We start from the raw sequence: 15,308 nt of genomic DNA, 5'->3' as shown, positions 1-15,308 counted from the left end.
GAAGTCAATGCCTGAGTGCAACGCGATTCAGACATCGCTCTCAGCGTCTCGCTGCCTTACGAGACCCGCGACTGACGCACCATGCGCACCAGCAAAAATACGGATAGCGCGAGCATCGTCAACGAAATAGGTGAGGTCAGGAGAAAGAAGGGGTTTCCGCCGGAGGCGGTGAAGGCGCCGCGCACCAGTCCTTCCAGAGTGGGGGCAAGCAGAAAGCCAATTACGAACGGCAGGATCGAGATTTTCAGGCGGCGCAGCGCGTAGCCGATCAAGGCGAAGACGCACGCGGTGATGAGGCCGAGGTAACCACCGTCCTGAACGTAGGCCGCGGTTAGCGAGATGGTCAGGATCACGGGAAGCATCACGTCCTTGGGAATGCGCACCAGGTAGCCAAGCAGCCCCATCAGTACGCCGCCGACGGTCCAGTTGAAGGCGTTGGCCAGCACCATCATGGTGAAGATGCCGAAGGCCGTGACGAGGTCCTTGTTCATGAGGGTGCCGAAGCCTTCGATCTCCTGGATGGGAGTGAAGCGAAAGACCTGGGGGCCGAAGGCGAAGTCGCCTATGGTTTCTACCGCCAGGATGATGAAGACGGCGGCAAAGTTGCCAGGAATGCCGAGGCTCATCACGGGAATCAGGTTGGCACCGGACACCGCCGAGTTGGCCGATTCGGTGGCAACCACACCGTCAGGGGTGCCCTGGCCGAAGTCTTCAGGTGTCTTCGAGCGGCGCTTGGCGGTGTCGTAGCTCAGGGTGGCAGCGGTGGTGGTGCCGATGCCGGGCAGGGCGCCGATCAGGGTGCCGATGCTGGCCCCGCGAAGGATGGCCGGCAGCATGCTGGCTCGCTCCCACCAGGTGAGCTTCGGCCCCATTTCGGGGGTGGTCTGGGGAGCGGCGTCCTGGTGTCGCGCGCGACGCATATCCTCGACCGAGATAAGCACCTCGGACAGCACCAGCACGCCCAGCACGGCAGAGGTCAGCGGCAGGCCGCCGCCGAGTTCCGGCATGTCGAACGTCAGCCGAGGTCCGTTGCCAGACAGCGTGGAGCCGACCAGTGACAGGAACATCCCGAGCAAGCCGCCGAGCAGTCCCTTGAGCGGCGCCTGGCCGACGACGGCCGCCATGAAGCACAGCGACAGGATGATCAGGGCGGACTTTTCCGGTAGGCCGAGTACGCGTTCTACTGCCACGGCGATGATGGGGGCGGCGATGAACAGCACCAGGTCGGAAAAGTTGTCTCCCATGACCGAGGCAAAATGGGCGGTCTGCACGGCCTTGCGGCCCTGGCCCCGTTGCGCCATGGGATGGCCGTCGAGGGTGGTCAGAAAGGCGTCCGGGGTGCCGGGAGTATTAAACAGAATCGCCGGGACGGCGCCACCCACGGTGGCACCCTTCATGATGCCCACCAGGCAGCCAAGCACCGGGTACAGTGCCTCGTTGGTATAGCCGAAGATCGAGACCAGAACGGGCAGCGCGATGGCCATGGCGAAGGGGCCAGACATGCCGGGAGTCGCGCCGATCAGAATCCCGATCACCACGCCCACCAGTGTCATGGCCAACGGCATGAGCCAGAGTCCGCCCTCGGCTGTGTGGAACACCGACGAGACCCCGAGCCCGATGTATTGCAAAAGCAGCTCCATGATGGGTCCTCAGAGGTCGGCGTTGGGCGGTAACTGGACGTTGTCGATCAGTCCGTTGAAGAGCAGTACCAGGGCGCCCGCGGCGACGAGCGCGACCAGTACGTCGAGCGGCCGAAGCCGGTGGCGGGTGGTATGGATATAGCCACACGTCAGCAGTGTCGCGCCGACGAAAAAGCCCGAGACATGGAAGGGGAAAGTCCCGGAAGCGGCGCGGTAGCCGCTGTAGTCGGTGAGCCCTACGGCATTGGTGAGCCATACCAGTGCCGGCCCTGTCCAGCTCATGATCAGCAGGCTCGAGGCAGTCAGAACGATGGCGCGCAGGACAAAGGCGAGGTTGTCGGCACCGATGTGCCCGACCGGCTCGCCGATCGATGTATGCTTAGATGTCGCATCACTGGCCTTGCGCCGTAACGTGGTATGGCGCAGTTGGCTGAGCAGCAGCAGGGTGGCCAGTAGCGCCATCAGCCCCACTAGCAGTACGGGAAAGAAGGCGTCACCGGGCACGGTACGCCCGGTGAGGTTTTGCTGCAGAAAGCCGCTTCCAATATCGTGCGGAAACCACAGCGTCAGACACAGCAGGCAGAAGCCCAGCACGCCGATGCTGAGCCAGAGGTTCCAGCGGCCGCCCCGCAAGGGGGCGGGCTGGGTTTGTCGACTGGCATCGGTCATTCGGCCAGTTCCTGCATCATCGTTATATTGGCCTCATAGGATGACAGGATCTGCTCGCGCAGCGCCTCACCCTGGGTGATGATCGGGGCCGGCGGGTACTGCTTCTCGATGAACTGGCGTGTTTCGCTCTCTGGGTCGTTGAGGATCTCGGCGACGGCCTCGGCGATTTCGTCACGCACCTCGTCGGACATGCCGGCGGGGGCGGTGATGATGTACTGATAGCCAAGGTTGAGATCGATCCCCAGGTCCTGGAGGGTCGGTTTTTCTGGCGCCAGGGCGACAGGGCCTTCTTCGGCGGAGGCCAGAATGTTGAGCTGACCGGCTTCGACCAGTGGCTTCTGCACGCCGCCTCCCCAGCCCACATTGGCGTCCATCGACACCAGCGCATTGAGGGTGCCGCGGCCACCTTTCATGCGCAGGTGGTTGACCTCGATGCCGAGTGCCCGGGCGACAATCTCCGCTCCGGCCTCGACCTGGGTGCCCCAGTTGGCCCAGACGATCTGCTCGCCCGAGGCGGCGGCGGCCTGAAGGTCGTCGAGGCTCTGCCAACCGCTGTCAGCACGGGCGAGCACCGCCATCTGCGAGCCGGCGGTAGTGGTGATGTAGGTGAAGTCTTCCGGTGACAGGTTATCGCTATTCAGCGGCGCAAAGTCGTAGGTGGTCGTGATCGCAAAGCCCAGGGTCTGACCATCGGGCGCCTCGCCCTTGAGCTGTGCAGACATCACAGTGCCGTCGTCGCCGGCCTTGTTCTCCGGGATCACCTGCCAGCCCCGGGCGGCCTCGAGTTCCTGGGCCAGGGTGCGGCCCTGGACATCGGTGCCGCCGCCGGCGCCATACCCGATCCACAGCCGGATGGGGCCGTCAGGATTCCAGTCGGCCATGGCCGGACCTGCCAGCAGAAGCGTCGATGCCGCGGTGAGGAGGATACGTTTCATGGGATTCTCCGGGGGTTTTAGTGTTGTTGTGTCTGAACGTCACCAGGACGTCGTGGGAGTGCGTCTGCGCCGAGAACGTGATGGGTCAGGACTTGGTCTCGATCAGCTCCATAGGCCGGTGGCCGCGGGGCAGTTCGAAGCGTTGTACTAGCTGTAGCCTTCCCTCGCTGTCGTACTCGAAGGCGTCCCAGAGCATGCCGACATGAGGCGCGGCGAGATCCAGGTGCTCGCAGGCCTGGCGTGAAAGCAACTCCGTCGCGGCGCTGTGGCGAACGCTCGCTGTGCGAATGCCAAAGCGCTCCCACAGCAGTCGGTGATACGAGGCGCCGTGCTGTACTTCGGCGTTGTCCTGCAGTTCGACGGCGACCTCTGGGCGCATGAAGAAGGCGCTGAAGGCTGGCGGATATCCCGTCACCCACACCAGGCGGTCGATGCGCATGACCTCGTCGCAGTCGAAGCCGGTGAGCAGGGCGCCATACTGCGACGTCGCTACCCGCTGCACGCCGAGGACGCGGGTGTAGGGCATCATGACCTCGCCGGTGGCGGGATCACGGAAGCGATAAACGTGTACCTCCGGGACCTGGTCGCGAAGATCGGTGATGAAGCTGCCGAGCTTGCGCCGGCGAACGATCAGCCCCTTCTCGACCAGCTGTGCCAGCGCTTTTTGCACGGTGGAAAGGCCCACCGGTAGGGCAGCACAGATGTCTGTTTCCTTCGGCAACTGGTCGCCCGGGGCGTAGTCGCCTGTCTGGATACAGGCGTTGAAGGCGTCGGCCAGGCGCAGATATTTGGTGCGCTCGGGGACAGAGGCATCCCACTGGCTGATCAGGGGCCCAAGGGGCAGGGTGGTGGTCGTCTTTTGCATTCAACTAAGATAGATATGAACTAATTCTATTGTCAACTACGTAGTTAATGGGCGACGATGATGAGACGTTGATGAGCTGCAAAGGACAGAACTATGACCGAGACGTGGGCAGTGGCCAGCGGACATCCAGTGGCCACACGGGCAGCAGAGCGGGTGCTTCGCCTGGGTGGCAATGCGGTAGATGCTGGCGTCGCTGCGGGCTTGGCGCTCGGTGTGGTGCAGCCGGATCTGGTCTCGATCGCCGGCGTGGCACCCATCATCATGTATGACGCCAGTACCGGCGAGGTCACGAGTCAGGATGGCGTGGGTGGCTGGCCGGCGGCGGCGGATGTCTGCGTCATGCAGCGCGATCATGGTAATCACGTGCCTGAGGGGATTCTTCGTAGCGTGATACCGGCGGCGCCGGCAAGCTGGATCAAGGCGCTGGCGGAGAAAGGAACGATGCGCTTTGGCGATGTGGTCGAAGATGCCATTCGCGCCGCCCGTGACGGATTCGAGGTTTATCCTCTATTTGCCGACTTCATCGCCTCGCGTGAGCGCAAGTACGCTCGCTTCCCCTCCACCGCTGAGATTTTTCTGCCTGGTGGCAAGCCGCCGAAGGTCGGTGAGACCTTCGTGCAGCGCGACCTGGCTTGGACGCTTGAACAGATGGTCGCGGCGGAAACTGCGGCGATCGGGGATCGCCTGGTGGGGCTGGCGGCGGCTCGAGCGGCCTTCTATGAAGGTCCAATTGCCGAGCGCATTGTGGCCTTTCACTCCGAAAATGGCGGCTTGCTGACGGCGCGAGACCTGAAGAACTACCGAGTTCGTGACGAGCCGACCCTTGCAGTGACCTTCAGGGGCGTGCAAGTGCACTGCTGCGGTGCCTGGTGCCAGGGGATCTCCATGGCCCAGGCACTCGCGATGATCGAGGCGGCAGGAAAGAACGCCACCGTCAAGCCCGCTGCCCGCACTGGGGGAAACACCGACACTGACAGCGACACCGGAGGCCAGGGCCGGCAGCTCGATCTGCACTTCATTCTCGAAGTCCTCAAACGAGTCTTCGCCGACCGTGAAGCCTACGTCACCGATCCAGACTTCATGAAGATTGCTCCCGAGGCGTTGCTCGACTCGGCGTTTATCATGTCGCGTCTTGCGACGATCGGTGAGCGCTCGGACCCGTTGCCGCTGCCCGGTTGTGCGAGTGCCGCGAGTGGTGCGAGTGGCGAGCCTCCGGTCTATCGTGAGGGCTGTGCCGACACTTCCCACGTCAGCGTCATCGACGCCGAAGGCAACATCTTCTCGGCGACGCCCAGCGATCCCAGCTATGACACGCTGGTGATCCCCGGGACGGGGCTTTCGATATCCTCGCGGGGTTCCCAGTCACGCTCGATACCTGGTCACCTCAACGCCCTGGCCCCCGGCAAGCGGCCTCGGCTGACGCCTAACCCGATCCTCGCGCTCAAGGATGGCAAGCCCTGGCTTGCCATGGGCACGCCTGGCGGTGATGTGCAGGTCCAGGCAATGATTCAGGTGCTGCTCAACATGCTCGATTTGGGGCATTCGCCGCAGCAGGCCGTCGCAGCGCCACGGGTAGCGACCTACGCCTTCCCTGGCAGCTTCGCCCCCCACGATGTGCACCCCAATCAGGTGCTCTACGAAGACGACCTGCCGCGCGACCAGGTCACTGCACTTGCCGCCCACGGGCATGACCTCGAGGCCTGGCCGCCACTGACCTGGAAGGCTGGCGGTATCTGCCTGGCGTTGCGTGACGGTACCAACACGATTGCCGTGGCCGATCCGCGTCGGGCCGGCACATCGGCGGTGGGAAGCGAGAACACCGGGCCGGGGGCAGCCACCCGGAAAGGAGTCACGCCATGAGTCTCGACCTGGGCGTGACCTTGGAGCAACTGGTGGACCCCGCCACGTCACTCGAGCGTGTGCTTGAAGGTTGTGCTGGGGCGATCCCCTGCGGACTTTTCACCACCATGCGCTTTCACCAGGACAGCATGGAGGTTGAGCGTCTCTTCTCCACTCTGCCAGACATATATGCGGTGAGTGGGCGCAAACCGAAGCGCGATACCCCCTGGGGAGACAAGGTGTTGATCGCCCGGCAGGCGAACGTCGGTTTTGGTGCAGATGACATCGTCTGGGCCTTCTCTGATCACGAAACGATCCTCGGCCTCGGCCTCCTCGCGGTGCTGAACGTCCCGATCGTTCGCGGCGATCGGGTGTTGGGCACGATCAATTTCCTGCGACCTCGACCCGCCTTTACCGAGCAGGAAGTGGCCACCGGCCAATTGCTAGCCGCCGCCATCGCGTGCCGTGGTGACCTCGACGCAGGCTGATGCGACGGCGGCGAAGTAGGAAATAGCGCCACCCGAACCTGAATCGACATCAATGACAGAACACTGATGAAAACCGGACAAACTTCACTGACGTTGACAGTCAGGGCAAAACGCTGGTCCGCGACGAGACGAAGAGCCGCTGAAGCCCGCGCTTTGCACGGTGCCGCCCAACGGGGCCACGCCATGGAGGCGGGGCCGAATTATGCTTGCAAGGCGTTGGACTCGCCGCAGAACGGCGGGGGGCGAGTCGCATTGGAGAGCGATTTTCGCAAGCAGAAGGCATCGGTCTGGGAAGGCCACACAAGACAGATAAGCCTCAGGGGCCTACAGCGTCGCTAGTTCGGTGCCCGACCCGGCGTTGCTTGTGCGGTAGTGCAAGGGGCGTTGAATACCCCGGGGTGTCTCCTCGGTGGCGAACGAGTATTCTTTGGTAGCTCCGGAGGATATAGACAATGCGGCTTCAGCTCTTCATCTGAGTCCTTGAATGCGGCGAAGAAAAGGCTCGCTATCCTTCCGTAAACTTGCGCTGCTCATTGGGTATGCAGTCCGCATGGATGCCAAATAATTATACGCCTTGGCGAATAGCGCCAGTCGGGAGGCGCTGCATCGCCCGAGTGACACTTAGTGTGTTTGAGTGTGCTGTTTTTGTGTTTGTAGTGATGACAGCTTGTTTTCCTGGTCGTGTGTAAGCCCAGTTTCGTGCAGTCATTCTGTGTGGGTTGTGATTTATTATAATTATTGTGCAGAGTGTAATATGATTAGCGTCGAAGAGATGGCTTTTGTTTTGGAGGCATTGCCAGATCCCGTTTTTATACTTTCGCGGAGTGGAAAGTATGTGGCGGTTTTTGGCGGTCGTGATGATCGTTATTACCATGATGGCAGCGGGCTCGTTGGGTTGTATGTGTCCGACGTGGTGAAAAAGGACAAGGCGAATTGGTTTCTGGAGCAGGTCGATCTAGCGCTGGAAACTGGGGGGCTGGTAATCAGGGAGTATGAGTTGAGCAACCGGGATGTAAAAGGTTTGCTTGATGAAGGTCCCCAACAGCCGATCTGGTTTGAAGCTCGGATTCAAAAGCTCAATTTTTTGGTGGAGGGGGAAGAAGTTGTTCTGTGGGTGGCAAGCAATATTTCAGAGCGACACGAAATGGAAGCCAAGCTGCGTGAGCTCAGCGACACCGATCAGTTGACAGGGTTGTTTAATCGCAGGAAGCTTGAACGTGACCTGACGGTTCATTATGAGGCATTAAAAAGGCACGCAGTGCCGACGTCCATCCTGATGTTTGATCTAGATAACTTCAAAATTTTTAACGACACTCACGGACATTATAAAGGCGATGAAGTAATAGTGGCCGTTGCCGATATTTTTCGGTCGGAACTCAGGAAGTCGGATATCGCTTGTCGTTTTGGTGGCGATGAATTTATCGTAGGGCTGCCCAGTATAGATATGCAGCACGCGGAGAGGTTTGCTGCCCGACTGAGTGAATGCTTAAAACGCGAGTTGAGTCAGTTTTCTGCCGGCGGCATCGCTACGACGGTTAGTGTAGGTGTTGCGACGATGGTGCCTGATGATCGGTCGTATAAGGATGCCGTGAGGCGCGCAGATAAAGCGCTGTATGATGCGAAGCGAAACGGAAAAAATCGTGTTTTCTCGAAATGAAAGGTGAAACGCTCCGAGTATTCTAGACATTCGTCGGGCTCTGTGTATAACGCCGTTCGTACTCGATGGGAGGCAGGTTATCGTTCGTGCCATAGCGACGCCTCTTGTTTTAGAAAATCTCGATATAGTCAAACACATCGCTGGTAAATTGACGTCCCTGATCCGAATGTACCATGACAGCCCTTGGGGTTTGTAACGCCAACCGGCTGACAGCAAAGGGGTCAAGGCCAAGTTGGTAGTCATGCGGGGCTTCATCGACTAGCCCGCGACCTGACGAGAGAACGAGTCGATTACTACAGACGAGCAGAGCCAGCCTTCATGGGTACGGTTGTAGGTGATATCGGTGACCCAGGCTACATTGGGAGTCGTCACATCAAGTCGCCGCTTCAGCCGATGGGTTGAAGATCAGTCTCTAGCTGCTTCTGTTCGATCTCGGGTTCTTCGGTATGTCGCTGGCGACTCATGGAACCTCCTTGGTGCCTTCAGTGATACGGTCTGGAGGTGTCGATAAAACCCGGGGCGATTCACGCCAACAACGGGCGGTAAGCTCGGGTGCGGCCTGGTCGCCTTTCCAGGCGGTGAACGTTACCTTGACCTCACCGCTGTGCCATCGACGTTTCTTGCTTGTGATCAGAATCCCTGGTCGGTGGGATCAGAGGCTCGTACCTGATCCGAAATCTGGGAAGCACTTCAGCGTTACAGCGGCCGTCCATCCAGCGAGTGTTCCATGATCGCCAGGGTCAGGGTGAAGTGATGCTGCGCGATGCGAAAGGCGTCACCTTCGTGGCGATCCAGAATCGCCTGGACGAGCGCTCGGTGTTCCTTTCTGGCGCGGGGCAGGGATTCAACCGGATAGGGTTCGGAACCGAACCCAAGCGTGGCGCGGGCCGTCAGCTGGCGCGACTGGGCAACCAGATGATGGTTGTCGGCCATGTCCATGATGCAGTCGTGGAGCTGGCCATCGAGCTCTCTGGCGATCGATGCATCATTGGTCTCGCAGAAGGCCTCGAGTAGGGCCCTCAGCCGTTCGGCCTGGGCCGAATCGTGCCGTTCTGCCGCGGTTCTTGCGACGAGCCCTTCGACCAGGCAACGGTAGTCGAAAAAGTCCCTGAGCTGTGGCAATTCCTGGCCGAGGATGCGCTGTGCCGTGTCGGGAGAGGCGTCGTCGACCCGCTTGAAGGTCACGAAGGTGCCGCCGTCGCGGCCACGACGCGACTCGATCAAGCCCAGCTCCCCCACGATCTTCAAGGCGCCGCGTACGGTGACGCGACTGACCCGCTGGCGCTCGGCCAGGTCACGCTCCGCGGGCAGGCGATCTCCTGGCGAGTAGGCGCCGATGGCGATCGCCGTCACGATCCTGTCGGCCAGCTCCTGAGTCGCGGAGTGGGCGCTATGGGGGCTGCGCATATCGGTTCGTGACGGATCGGGCATAGCATTCTCTTACAAAGGTATTGTCATAATACCTTTAAGTGTGGTCTTCTGAAAATGAGGCGTTCGAGAGCGTCAACCCAGTGGCCTTGCCTGTCTGGTTTTCTGCCTGGCTGTCTGGCTGGCCGTCTGAATAGCGACGCGGTTCGAGTATACATGGCGACGATGCGTCGACGTCAGACGGATACGTCGTGCGCTGGAATCGACCGGGTGTTTAACGCATGCGGTTTGCGGCGTCGGCTGCCGTTCTCGATCGCCCTCAGGCGGGCGACCCCGCCGCCTCACGAATTACAACAAGAGGAGGTCACCAATGAGTGACAATACCCTGGAAAGTCTTGGCTATACCCAGGAGCTCTCGCGCGCGCTGACGCTGAGAGACCTGGTGATTTACGGTCTGATCTTCATCGTTCCCATCGCTCCTTTCGGCATCTTCGGCCATGTCATGAGCGCCAGTGGCGGGATGATCGTCACCGCCTACGTCATTGGCTTGGTGGGAATGCTGTTTACGGCCATCTGCTACTCGCAGATGGCGAAGGAATTCCCGGTTGCCGGCTCGGTCTACTCCTACGTGTCGCGCGGCGCAGGGAGCTTTGCCGGTTTCGTGGCGGGTTGGATCATGCTGCTGGACTACATCCTGATTCCGGCGCTGCTTTACGTCGTGGGGGCGTTGGCCATTCACGACATCTTCCCGTCGTTGTCTCCGATTCTGCTGGTGGTCGCTTTCGTCGCCTTCAATACCTACGTCAACATTCGCGGCATCAGCTTCACGGCGGCGTTCAATCGCTGGATGCTGATAGCCGAGTTGTTGGTCCTTGCCGTCTTCCTGGTGGTAGGGGTGGTTGCCATCAGCAACAACGTTAATGGCGCCGTGTTCTCGATGGCCCCGGTCTATGATGCCGACGATTTCTCTCTGGGCCTGATCATTTCTGCTGTGCCGATTGCGGTGCTCAGCTTCCTCGGTTTCGATGGTATCTCGACCCTCGCCGAGGAGGCCAAGGGCGGCGGCAAAGCGGTCAGCAAGGCGATCTTGCTGGTGCTGCTGATCATCGGTGGTCTGTTTATTGCCCAGACCTGGGTCGCGGCGTTGATTCAGCCGGACCCGGCGGCGTTTAACAACCTCGACACCGCGTTCTACGAGACCGCCCGAATCGCCGGCGGTGGGTGGCTGGCGGCCCTGACGGCGGCCACGACGGCTATCGCCTGGGGCATCGCCGACTCCTTGGTGGCCCAGATCGCTACCGCCCGCATCCTCTACAGCATGGGCCGTGATCGACTGCTGCCGGAGCCGCTTTCACGCGTCCATCCACGCTTCAAGACGCCCTACGTCAGCGCGCTGCTGGTCGGCGTCGTGTCCATTGTGGCGGGCATCGCCTTCATGCAGCATCTGGCGCTGCTGACCTCTATCGTCACCATTGGCGCTCTGACGGCCTTCATCATGCTCAACGTGACGACCCTCTACTATTTCGTGTTCAAGAAGAAGGCCGCCAACCCGTTCCTGCATATCCTCTGCCCGCTGCTTGGTCTGGTCGTGGTTGGCTACATCTGGAGTGGCTTCGAGTCCTACACCATCTTGATCGGGTTGGCCTGGGCCATCGTTGGCATTGCTATCTACGCGGCGGCGCAGCGCGGCGGACGTTCCGTGAACATGGAAATCTAGCCTCCTGGCAGGACGTTGACCGCGGCTCCTGAGCCGTCAGGAAGAGCCGGTGCTTCTTGCCTGGCGGCCCATGGCTCTCACGATGTCTTTCGCGACCATCCACACAGGACACCGACATGAAGATCAAGACCATCCATGACGTTCACCACTGTTTTGACCATGCTCTGGCGCCACGCGAGTGGGTCAGCTCCGGGGATACCCGGCGCTTTGACATCCTCGACGCCAGTGGTGGCTTGATCACTCGGGACAGTCAGGCCGAAGCGCTGACGCGTCTGCCCGCGGGCCAGCTCAATCCCGTCTGCGGGCCCTTGTACATGGAAGATGCCGAGCCTGGCGATGTCATCGAAGTGGAGCTGGTCGATTTCGAGCCGGGGCAGTGGGGCTGGACGGGGTTGATCCCGGGGTTTGGCCTGCTGGCCGATGACTTTCCTACGCCCTGGCTCAAGGTCTCCGAGTACGACAGCGAGTCGGTCTACTTCGACGAAGACATCGTCATTCCTTTTCGCCCCTTCGCCGGGACCATCGGGCTGGCACCGGCCGAACCGGGTCAGCACTCGATCGTGCCGCCGAGGATCTGTGGCGGCAATCTCGACATCCGCGACCTGGTCAAGGGTGCGCGTCTTTACTTGCCGGTTCAGGTGAAGGGGGGGCTTCTGAGCATCGGCGATACTCATGCCTGCCAGGGCGATGGCGAGGTCTGTGGTACGGCGGTGGAAACGCGAATGGCGGCCACGGCGACGCTGCGTCTGCACAAGGGCGACCGTATTCGTTCACCGATGTTCGATGTGCCTCCAGGAGCGTCCACCGAGCAGGATGCCGGCTTTCTGGTGACCACCGGGGTCGGGCCGGATTTGATGCAGGGAGCCAAGGACGCCGTGCGCTTCATGATCGATCGGCTGCACAAGCAGGCGGGGATGGAGGAGCAGTTGGCCTACGCCCTGTGCAGCGTCGCGGGGCGCTTGCGGGTCAGTGAAATCGTCGATCAGCCGCACTGGGTGGTGTCCTTCTACATGCCCAGGTCGATATTCCGGTCGACAAGTCTCAGGGCGATGTAAGGCGTCGCCTGAAGGCAGCGTCTGCTGCCCGTCAGGCGTGAGGGAAAGACGACTCAGCCGAGAACGCCCTGGCTGCGCAGGTAGTCATCATAGCTGCCGCTGAAATCGACGATGCCGTCGTCCTTCATCTCGATGATGCGCGTGGCCAGCGAGCCGACGAATTCGCGGTCGTGGCTGACGAAAATCAGCGTGCCGGCATAATGTTCGAGCGCCAGGTTGAGCGCCTCGATGGACTCCATGTCCAGGTGATTGGTGGGCTCGTCCATGACCAGCACATTGGGGTTTTGCAGCGAGAGCTTGCCGAACAGCATGCGCCCTTGCTCGCCGCCGGAAATCACCTTCACGGACTTGCCGATGTCGTCGTTGGAGAACAACATCCGGCCGAGGGCGCCACGCACGGTCTGCTCTCCGGCGGTCGTCCACTGCTGCATCCATTCGAACAGCGTCTCGCCGCCGTCGAAGTCCGCCGCGTGGTCCTGGGCGAAGTAGCCGACGTCGGCGGCATCGGTCCATTTCACTTCACCGGCGTCAGGCGCCATCGTGCCGACCAGGCAGTTGAGCAAGGTGGTCTTGCCGATGCCGTTGGGCCCAATGATGGCGACGCGTTCTCCCGCTTCGATTCGCAGGCCAAAACGCTCGAACAGTACATTGTCGTCCCAGGCCTTGGAGAGCGCTTCCACCGCCAGCGCATGGCGATGAATCTTCTTGTTCTGCTCGAAGCGAATGAAGGGGCTGATGCGCGACGAGGGCTTGACCTCATCGAGCTGGATCTTGTCGATCTTGCGCTGGCGCGAGGTCGCCTGCTTGGCCTTGGAGGCATTGGCCGAGAAGCGGCTGACGAATTGCTTGAGCTCGGCAATTTCGGCCTTCTTCTTGGCGTTCTCGCTATGCAGACGCTCGCGCGCCTGGGTGGCGGCAGTCATGTACTCGTCGTAGTTACCGGGGAACAGCTGCAGCTCGCCGTAGTCCAGGTCCGCCATGTGGGTGCAGACGCTGTTCAGGAAGTGGCGGTCGTGGGAGATGATGATCATGGTCGACGAGCGCGCCTTGAGAATGTCTTCCAGCCAACGAATCGTATTGATATCGAGGTGGTTGGTGGGCTCATCGAGCAGCAGCACGTCGGGGTCGCTGAACAGCGCCTGGGCCAGCAGCACGCGAAGCTTCCAGCCCGGAGCGACAACGCTCATCGGCTGGTCGTGCTGCATAAGGGGGATGCCCAGGCCCAGCAGCAATTCACCGGCACGGGCCTCGGCGGTATAGCCATCGAGCTCGGCAAAGCGCACTTCGAGATCGGCGACCGCCATGCCATCTTCTTCACTCATCTCGGCCTGTGAATAGATGCGCTCGCGTTCGGCGGCGACCGACCACAGCTCTTCGTTGCCCATGATCACGGTGTCGATGACACGTTCGTCCTCGAAGGCGAACTGATCCTGGCGCAATTTGCCCAGTCGTGTGGTGGCGGCTTTCATCACCTGGCCGCTGGTAGGCTCGAGATCCCCTCCGAGAATCTTGATCAGGGTCGACTTGCCACAGCCGTTGGCCCCGATCAGACCGTAGCGATGGCCCTGGCCGAATTTGACAGAAACGTTTTCAAACAGCGGCTTGGGGCCAAACTGCATGGTGATGTTGGCAGTAGAGAGCACGGCGGAGAATCTCGCGGGAGGAACATGAATGAGTGACTCGGGCCGGCGCTACACGCGGCTTCGACCAAAGTGGAGCGCGTATTGTACGCGTCAGACCATGGGGCTATCCACTTAAGCGCCCCTCCGATTCGGCGACAAGGCCCTGGACGGCGTGCCGATTCACCACTGCTGCCTTGAGGCCTGGTAACGTCGGCGTCAGGCGTGTGTCGCCGGCCAAGCGGGTAAACAGGCGCGACGGGTCCTGCTGCTGCATCATCGACCCTTTCCGCGAAGACGGCTGAGGCGCGCTCGGGCAGGTCGCCGGTGCGGCGGCTGTCGGTCGGTGAGTCCTCGGTGTATGGTGCCGGGAAAGACCGGGCCTTGACGGCCTAAGCCTCGGGAAGCTCGGCCGTGGCGGCTCGAGTCGCTGGCGAATATGGGACGATAAATGGACATTCCGCATCAGCGGTTGGTGTACTTTCAGGTAACCATCGAGGCGGGCTCGGTGCGTCAGGCCGCGGCGCGCCTGGACATCGCGCCATCCGCCATCAGCCGGCAGCTCAAGCTCATCGAGGCGGCGCTGGGCGCTCCACTGCTGGAGCGCTCGCGCAGTGGCGTGGTGCCGACGGCGGTGGGCGAAATGCTGCTGGCCTACTGTCGCAAGCGCTCGGTACTCGATGATGTCTTCAGCGAAGAACTCGATGCGTACCAGCGCCTGGAAACCGGCCAGCTATCGCTGACCGTCGGCGAAGGCTTCGTCGGTGATCTGATCGATACGCCATTGCGCAGCTTCACCGAGAGCTATCGTGGCGTTCGTCTCGATGTCAACACGGGAAGCACCAGCGAGATCATCGATGCGGTCGTCGAGGACGAGGCCCATATCGGGTTGATGTACCACGAGCGCGTCCATCCTCAGCTACGCTTCTGGCGTTCCAGCCGCCAGCCACTGGTGGCGCTGATGTCGCCACACCACCCCATCGCCGAGGGTACCGGCGCACTGTCGCTGACAGCGCTCAGCGAACAGCCTCTGGCCCTGTGGCGCACCGGCCACGGGGTGCGCCAGTTGGTGGATGAGGGCTTTCGAGAAGCGCAGTTGCGCCAGCGGGTCAGCATGCAGACCAATTCGCTCTCGGTGCTCAAGCATGCCGCCCGCTCCGGGCTGAATCTCACCTTGTTGCCGGCCTTCGCCGCCGCCAGAGAGCTCGAGGATGGCCTGCTCATCGCGCGGGACGTGGATTGCCAACGCTTTCGCGAGGCCCGTGCGCATATCATCACGCGGGTCGGTCGACGCATGCCCAGAGCGGGACTTCAGCTCTTGCGTCACCTGGAGCGCTGGATGCAAGCCTTCAACACGCACGTTTGAGTCGTTGTCGAGGCCATCTCGCCGAGAAGGGCGGCAGTCCGCGGGCCAGGCCAGGTAGACGCGACTCGCGGGCTGATCCACGGGGCGCTG

13 protein-coding genes and 1 pseudogene are annotated in these 15,308 nt (G+C 61.4%); 6 read left to right on the top strand and 8 right to left on the bottom strand.

Annotation, left to right across the window (positions count from 1 at the left end; all coding sequences use genetic code 11):
* Positions 1 to 56 precede the first annotated feature (56 nt).
* The 4 genes from ACUN9Y_RS12235 to ACUN9Y_RS12220 all read right to left on the bottom strand — a co-directional run bounded on the left by ACUN9Y_RS12235 (position 57) and on the right by ACUN9Y_RS12220 (position 4,109).
* A complete protein-coding gene (locus ACUN9Y_RS12235; RefSeq protein WP_445461000.1) occupies positions 57 to 1,640 on the bottom strand; it encodes a tripartite tricarboxylate transporter permease in 1,584 nt (527 codons plus the stop codon).
* Positions 1,641 to 1,649: 9 nt separating this feature from the next.
* Positions 1,650 to 2,309 (bottom strand): hypothetical protein, encoded by a 660-nt coding sequence (locus ACUN9Y_RS12230; protein WP_445460999.1) that lies wholly within the window; start codon positions 2,307 to 2,309, stop codon positions 1,650 to 1,652.
* Positions 2,306 to 3,244, bottom strand: a complete 939-nt coding sequence (locus tag ACUN9Y_RS12225) for a tripartite tricarboxylate transporter substrate binding protein (RefSeq protein WP_445460998.1) — start codon at positions 3,242 to 3,244, stop codon at positions 2,306 to 2,308. The genes ACUN9Y_RS12230 and ACUN9Y_RS12225 overlap by 4 nt, the downstream gene beginning before the upstream one ends.
* Before the next feature lie 85 nt (positions 3,245 to 3,329).
* Positions 3,330 to 4,109 (bottom strand): GntR family transcriptional regulator, encoded by a 780-nt coding sequence (locus tag ACUN9Y_RS12220; RefSeq protein ID WP_445460997.1) that lies wholly within the window; start codon positions 4,107 to 4,109, stop codon positions 3,330 to 3,332.
* A gap of 93 nt (positions 4,110 to 4,202) precedes the next feature.
* Here ACUN9Y_RS12220 and ACUN9Y_RS12215 point away from each other — a divergent pair, with 93 nt between their 5' ends.
* The 3 genes from ACUN9Y_RS12215 (at position 4,203) to ACUN9Y_RS12205 (ending at position 8,093) form a co-directional block, all read left to right on the top strand.
* Positions 4,203 to 5,969 carry a gamma-glutamyltransferase family protein gene (locus tag ACUN9Y_RS12215; protein WP_445460996.1) on the top strand — a complete coding sequence of 589 codons (1,767 nt, stop codon included), beginning with the start codon at positions 4,203 to 4,205 and terminating at the stop codon, positions 5,967 to 5,969.
* Positions 5,966 to 6,436 carry a GAF domain-containing protein gene (locus tag ACUN9Y_RS12210; RefSeq protein ID WP_445460995.1) on the top strand — a complete coding sequence of 157 codons (471 nt, stop codon included), beginning with the start codon at positions 5,966 to 5,968 and terminating at the stop codon, positions 6,434 to 6,436. Before ACUN9Y_RS12215 ends, ACUN9Y_RS12210 begins: the two co-directional genes overlap by 4 nt.
* Positions 6,437 to 7,190: 754 nt before the next feature.
* The gene (locus tag ACUN9Y_RS12205) at positions 7,191 to 8,093 is read left to right on the top strand and encodes a GGDEF domain-containing protein (protein WP_445460994.1); all 903 of its coding nucleotides are present in this window, start codon (positions 7,191 to 7,193) and stop codon (positions 8,091 to 8,093) included.
* A 22-nt stretch (positions 8,094 to 8,115) separates the two neighbouring features.
* Here the strand turns inward: ACUN9Y_RS12205 and ACUN9Y_RS12200 are convergent.
* Positions 8,116 to 8,498, bottom strand: a pseudogene (locus tag ACUN9Y_RS12200) (DDE-type integrase/transposase/recombinase); the annotation flags it as partial.
* Between the two features lie 291 nt (positions 8,499 to 8,789).
* Positions 8,790 to 9,524, bottom strand: coding sequence for a FadR/GntR family transcriptional regulator (locus ACUN9Y_RS12195; protein ID WP_445460993.1), 735 nt, complete (start codon positions 9,522 to 9,524; stop codon positions 8,790 to 8,792).
* A gap of 307 nt (positions 9,525 to 9,831) precedes the next feature.
* Between ACUN9Y_RS12195 and ACUN9Y_RS12190 the strand changes: the two genes are divergently transcribed.
* Both ACUN9Y_RS12190 and ACUN9Y_RS12185 read left to right on the top strand, forming a co-directional pair.
* On the top strand, positions 9,832 to 11,178 hold the full coding sequence (locus tag ACUN9Y_RS12190) for an APC family permease (protein ID WP_445460992.1): 1,347 nt from the start codon (positions 9,832 to 9,834) through the stop codon (positions 11,176 to 11,178).
* 116 nt (positions 11,179 to 11,294) lie between these two features.
* Positions 11,295 to 12,233, top strand: a complete 939-nt coding sequence (locus ACUN9Y_RS12185; protein WP_445460991.1) for an acetamidase/formamidase family protein — start codon at positions 11,295 to 11,297, stop codon at positions 12,231 to 12,233.
* 53 nt (positions 12,234 to 12,286) lie between these two features.
* Here the strand turns inward: ACUN9Y_RS12185 and ACUN9Y_RS12180 are convergent, their stop codons facing one another.
* Positions 12,287 to 13,876, bottom strand: a complete 1,590-nt coding sequence (locus tag ACUN9Y_RS12180; RefSeq protein ID WP_445460990.1) for an ABC-F family ATPase — start codon at positions 13,874 to 13,876, stop codon at positions 12,287 to 12,289.
* Positions 13,877 to 13,979: 103 nt separating this feature from the next.
* Positions 13,980 to 14,132, bottom strand: coding sequence for a hypothetical protein (locus tag ACUN9Y_RS12175; RefSeq protein ID WP_445460989.1), 153 nt, complete (start codon positions 14,130 to 14,132; stop codon positions 13,980 to 13,982).
* Positions 14,133 to 14,303: 171 nt separating this feature from the next.
* On the opposite strand from ACUN9Y_RS12175, the gene ACUN9Y_RS12170 reads away from it, so the two are divergent.
* The gene (locus ACUN9Y_RS12170; RefSeq protein ID WP_445460988.1) at positions 14,304 to 15,218 is read left to right on the top strand and encodes a LysR family transcriptional regulator; all 915 of its coding nucleotides are present in this window, start codon (positions 14,304 to 14,306) and stop codon (positions 15,216 to 15,218) included.
* Positions 15,219 to 15,308 lie beyond the last annotated feature (90 nt).

This window comes from Halomonas sp. V046 (assembly GCF_052645355.1).
This window is presented reverse-complemented; position numbering and strand designations above follow the sequence as displayed.

Bases quoted from the DNA above. Each gene is read 5' to 3' on its own strand.
- ACUN9Y_RS12170 (WP_445460988.1), top strand. From the start codon at position 14,304: ATGGACATTCCGCATCAGCGGTTGGTGTACTTTCAGGTAACCATCGAG.
- ACUN9Y_RS12185 (WP_445460991.1), top strand. From the start codon at position 11,295: ATGAAGATCAAGACCATCCATGACGTTCACCACTGTTTTGACCATGCT.
- ACUN9Y_RS12205 (WP_445460994.1), top strand. From the start codon at position 7,191: ATGATTAGCGTCGAAGAGATGGCTTTTGTTTTGGAGGCATTGCCAGAT.
- ACUN9Y_RS12225 (WP_445460998.1), bottom strand. From the start codon at position 3,244: ATGAAACGTATCCTCCTCACCGCGGCATCGACGCTTCTGCTGGCAGGT.
- ACUN9Y_RS12230 (WP_445460999.1), bottom strand. From the start codon at position 2,309: ATGACCGATGCCAGTCGACAAACCCAGCCCGCCCCCTTGCGGGGCGGC.
- ACUN9Y_RS12235 (WP_445461000.1), bottom strand. From the start codon at position 1,640: ATGGAGCTGCTTTTGCAATACATCGGGCTCGGGGTCTCGTCGGTGTTC.
- ACUN9Y_RS12220 (WP_445460997.1), bottom strand. From the start codon at position 4,109: ATGCAAAAGACGACCACCACCCTGCCCCTTGGGCCCCTGATCAGCCAG.
- ACUN9Y_RS12215 (WP_445460996.1), top strand. From the start codon at position 4,203: ATGACCGAGACGTGGGCAGTGGCCAGCGGACATCCAGTGGCCACACGG.
- ACUN9Y_RS12175 (WP_445460989.1), bottom strand. From the start codon at position 14,132: ATGATGCAGCAGCAGGACCCGTCGCGCCTGTTTACCCGCTTGGCCGGC.
- ACUN9Y_RS12210 (WP_445460995.1), top strand. From the start codon at position 5,966: ATGAGTCTCGACCTGGGCGTGACCTTGGAGCAACTGGTGGACCCCGCC.
- ACUN9Y_RS12190 (WP_445460992.1), top strand. From the start codon at position 9,832: ATGAGTGACAATACCCTGGAAAGTCTTGGCTATACCCAGGAGCTCTCG.
- ACUN9Y_RS12195 (WP_445460993.1), bottom strand. From the start codon at position 9,524: ATGCCCGATCCGTCACGAACCGATATGCGCAGCCCCCATAGCGCCCAC.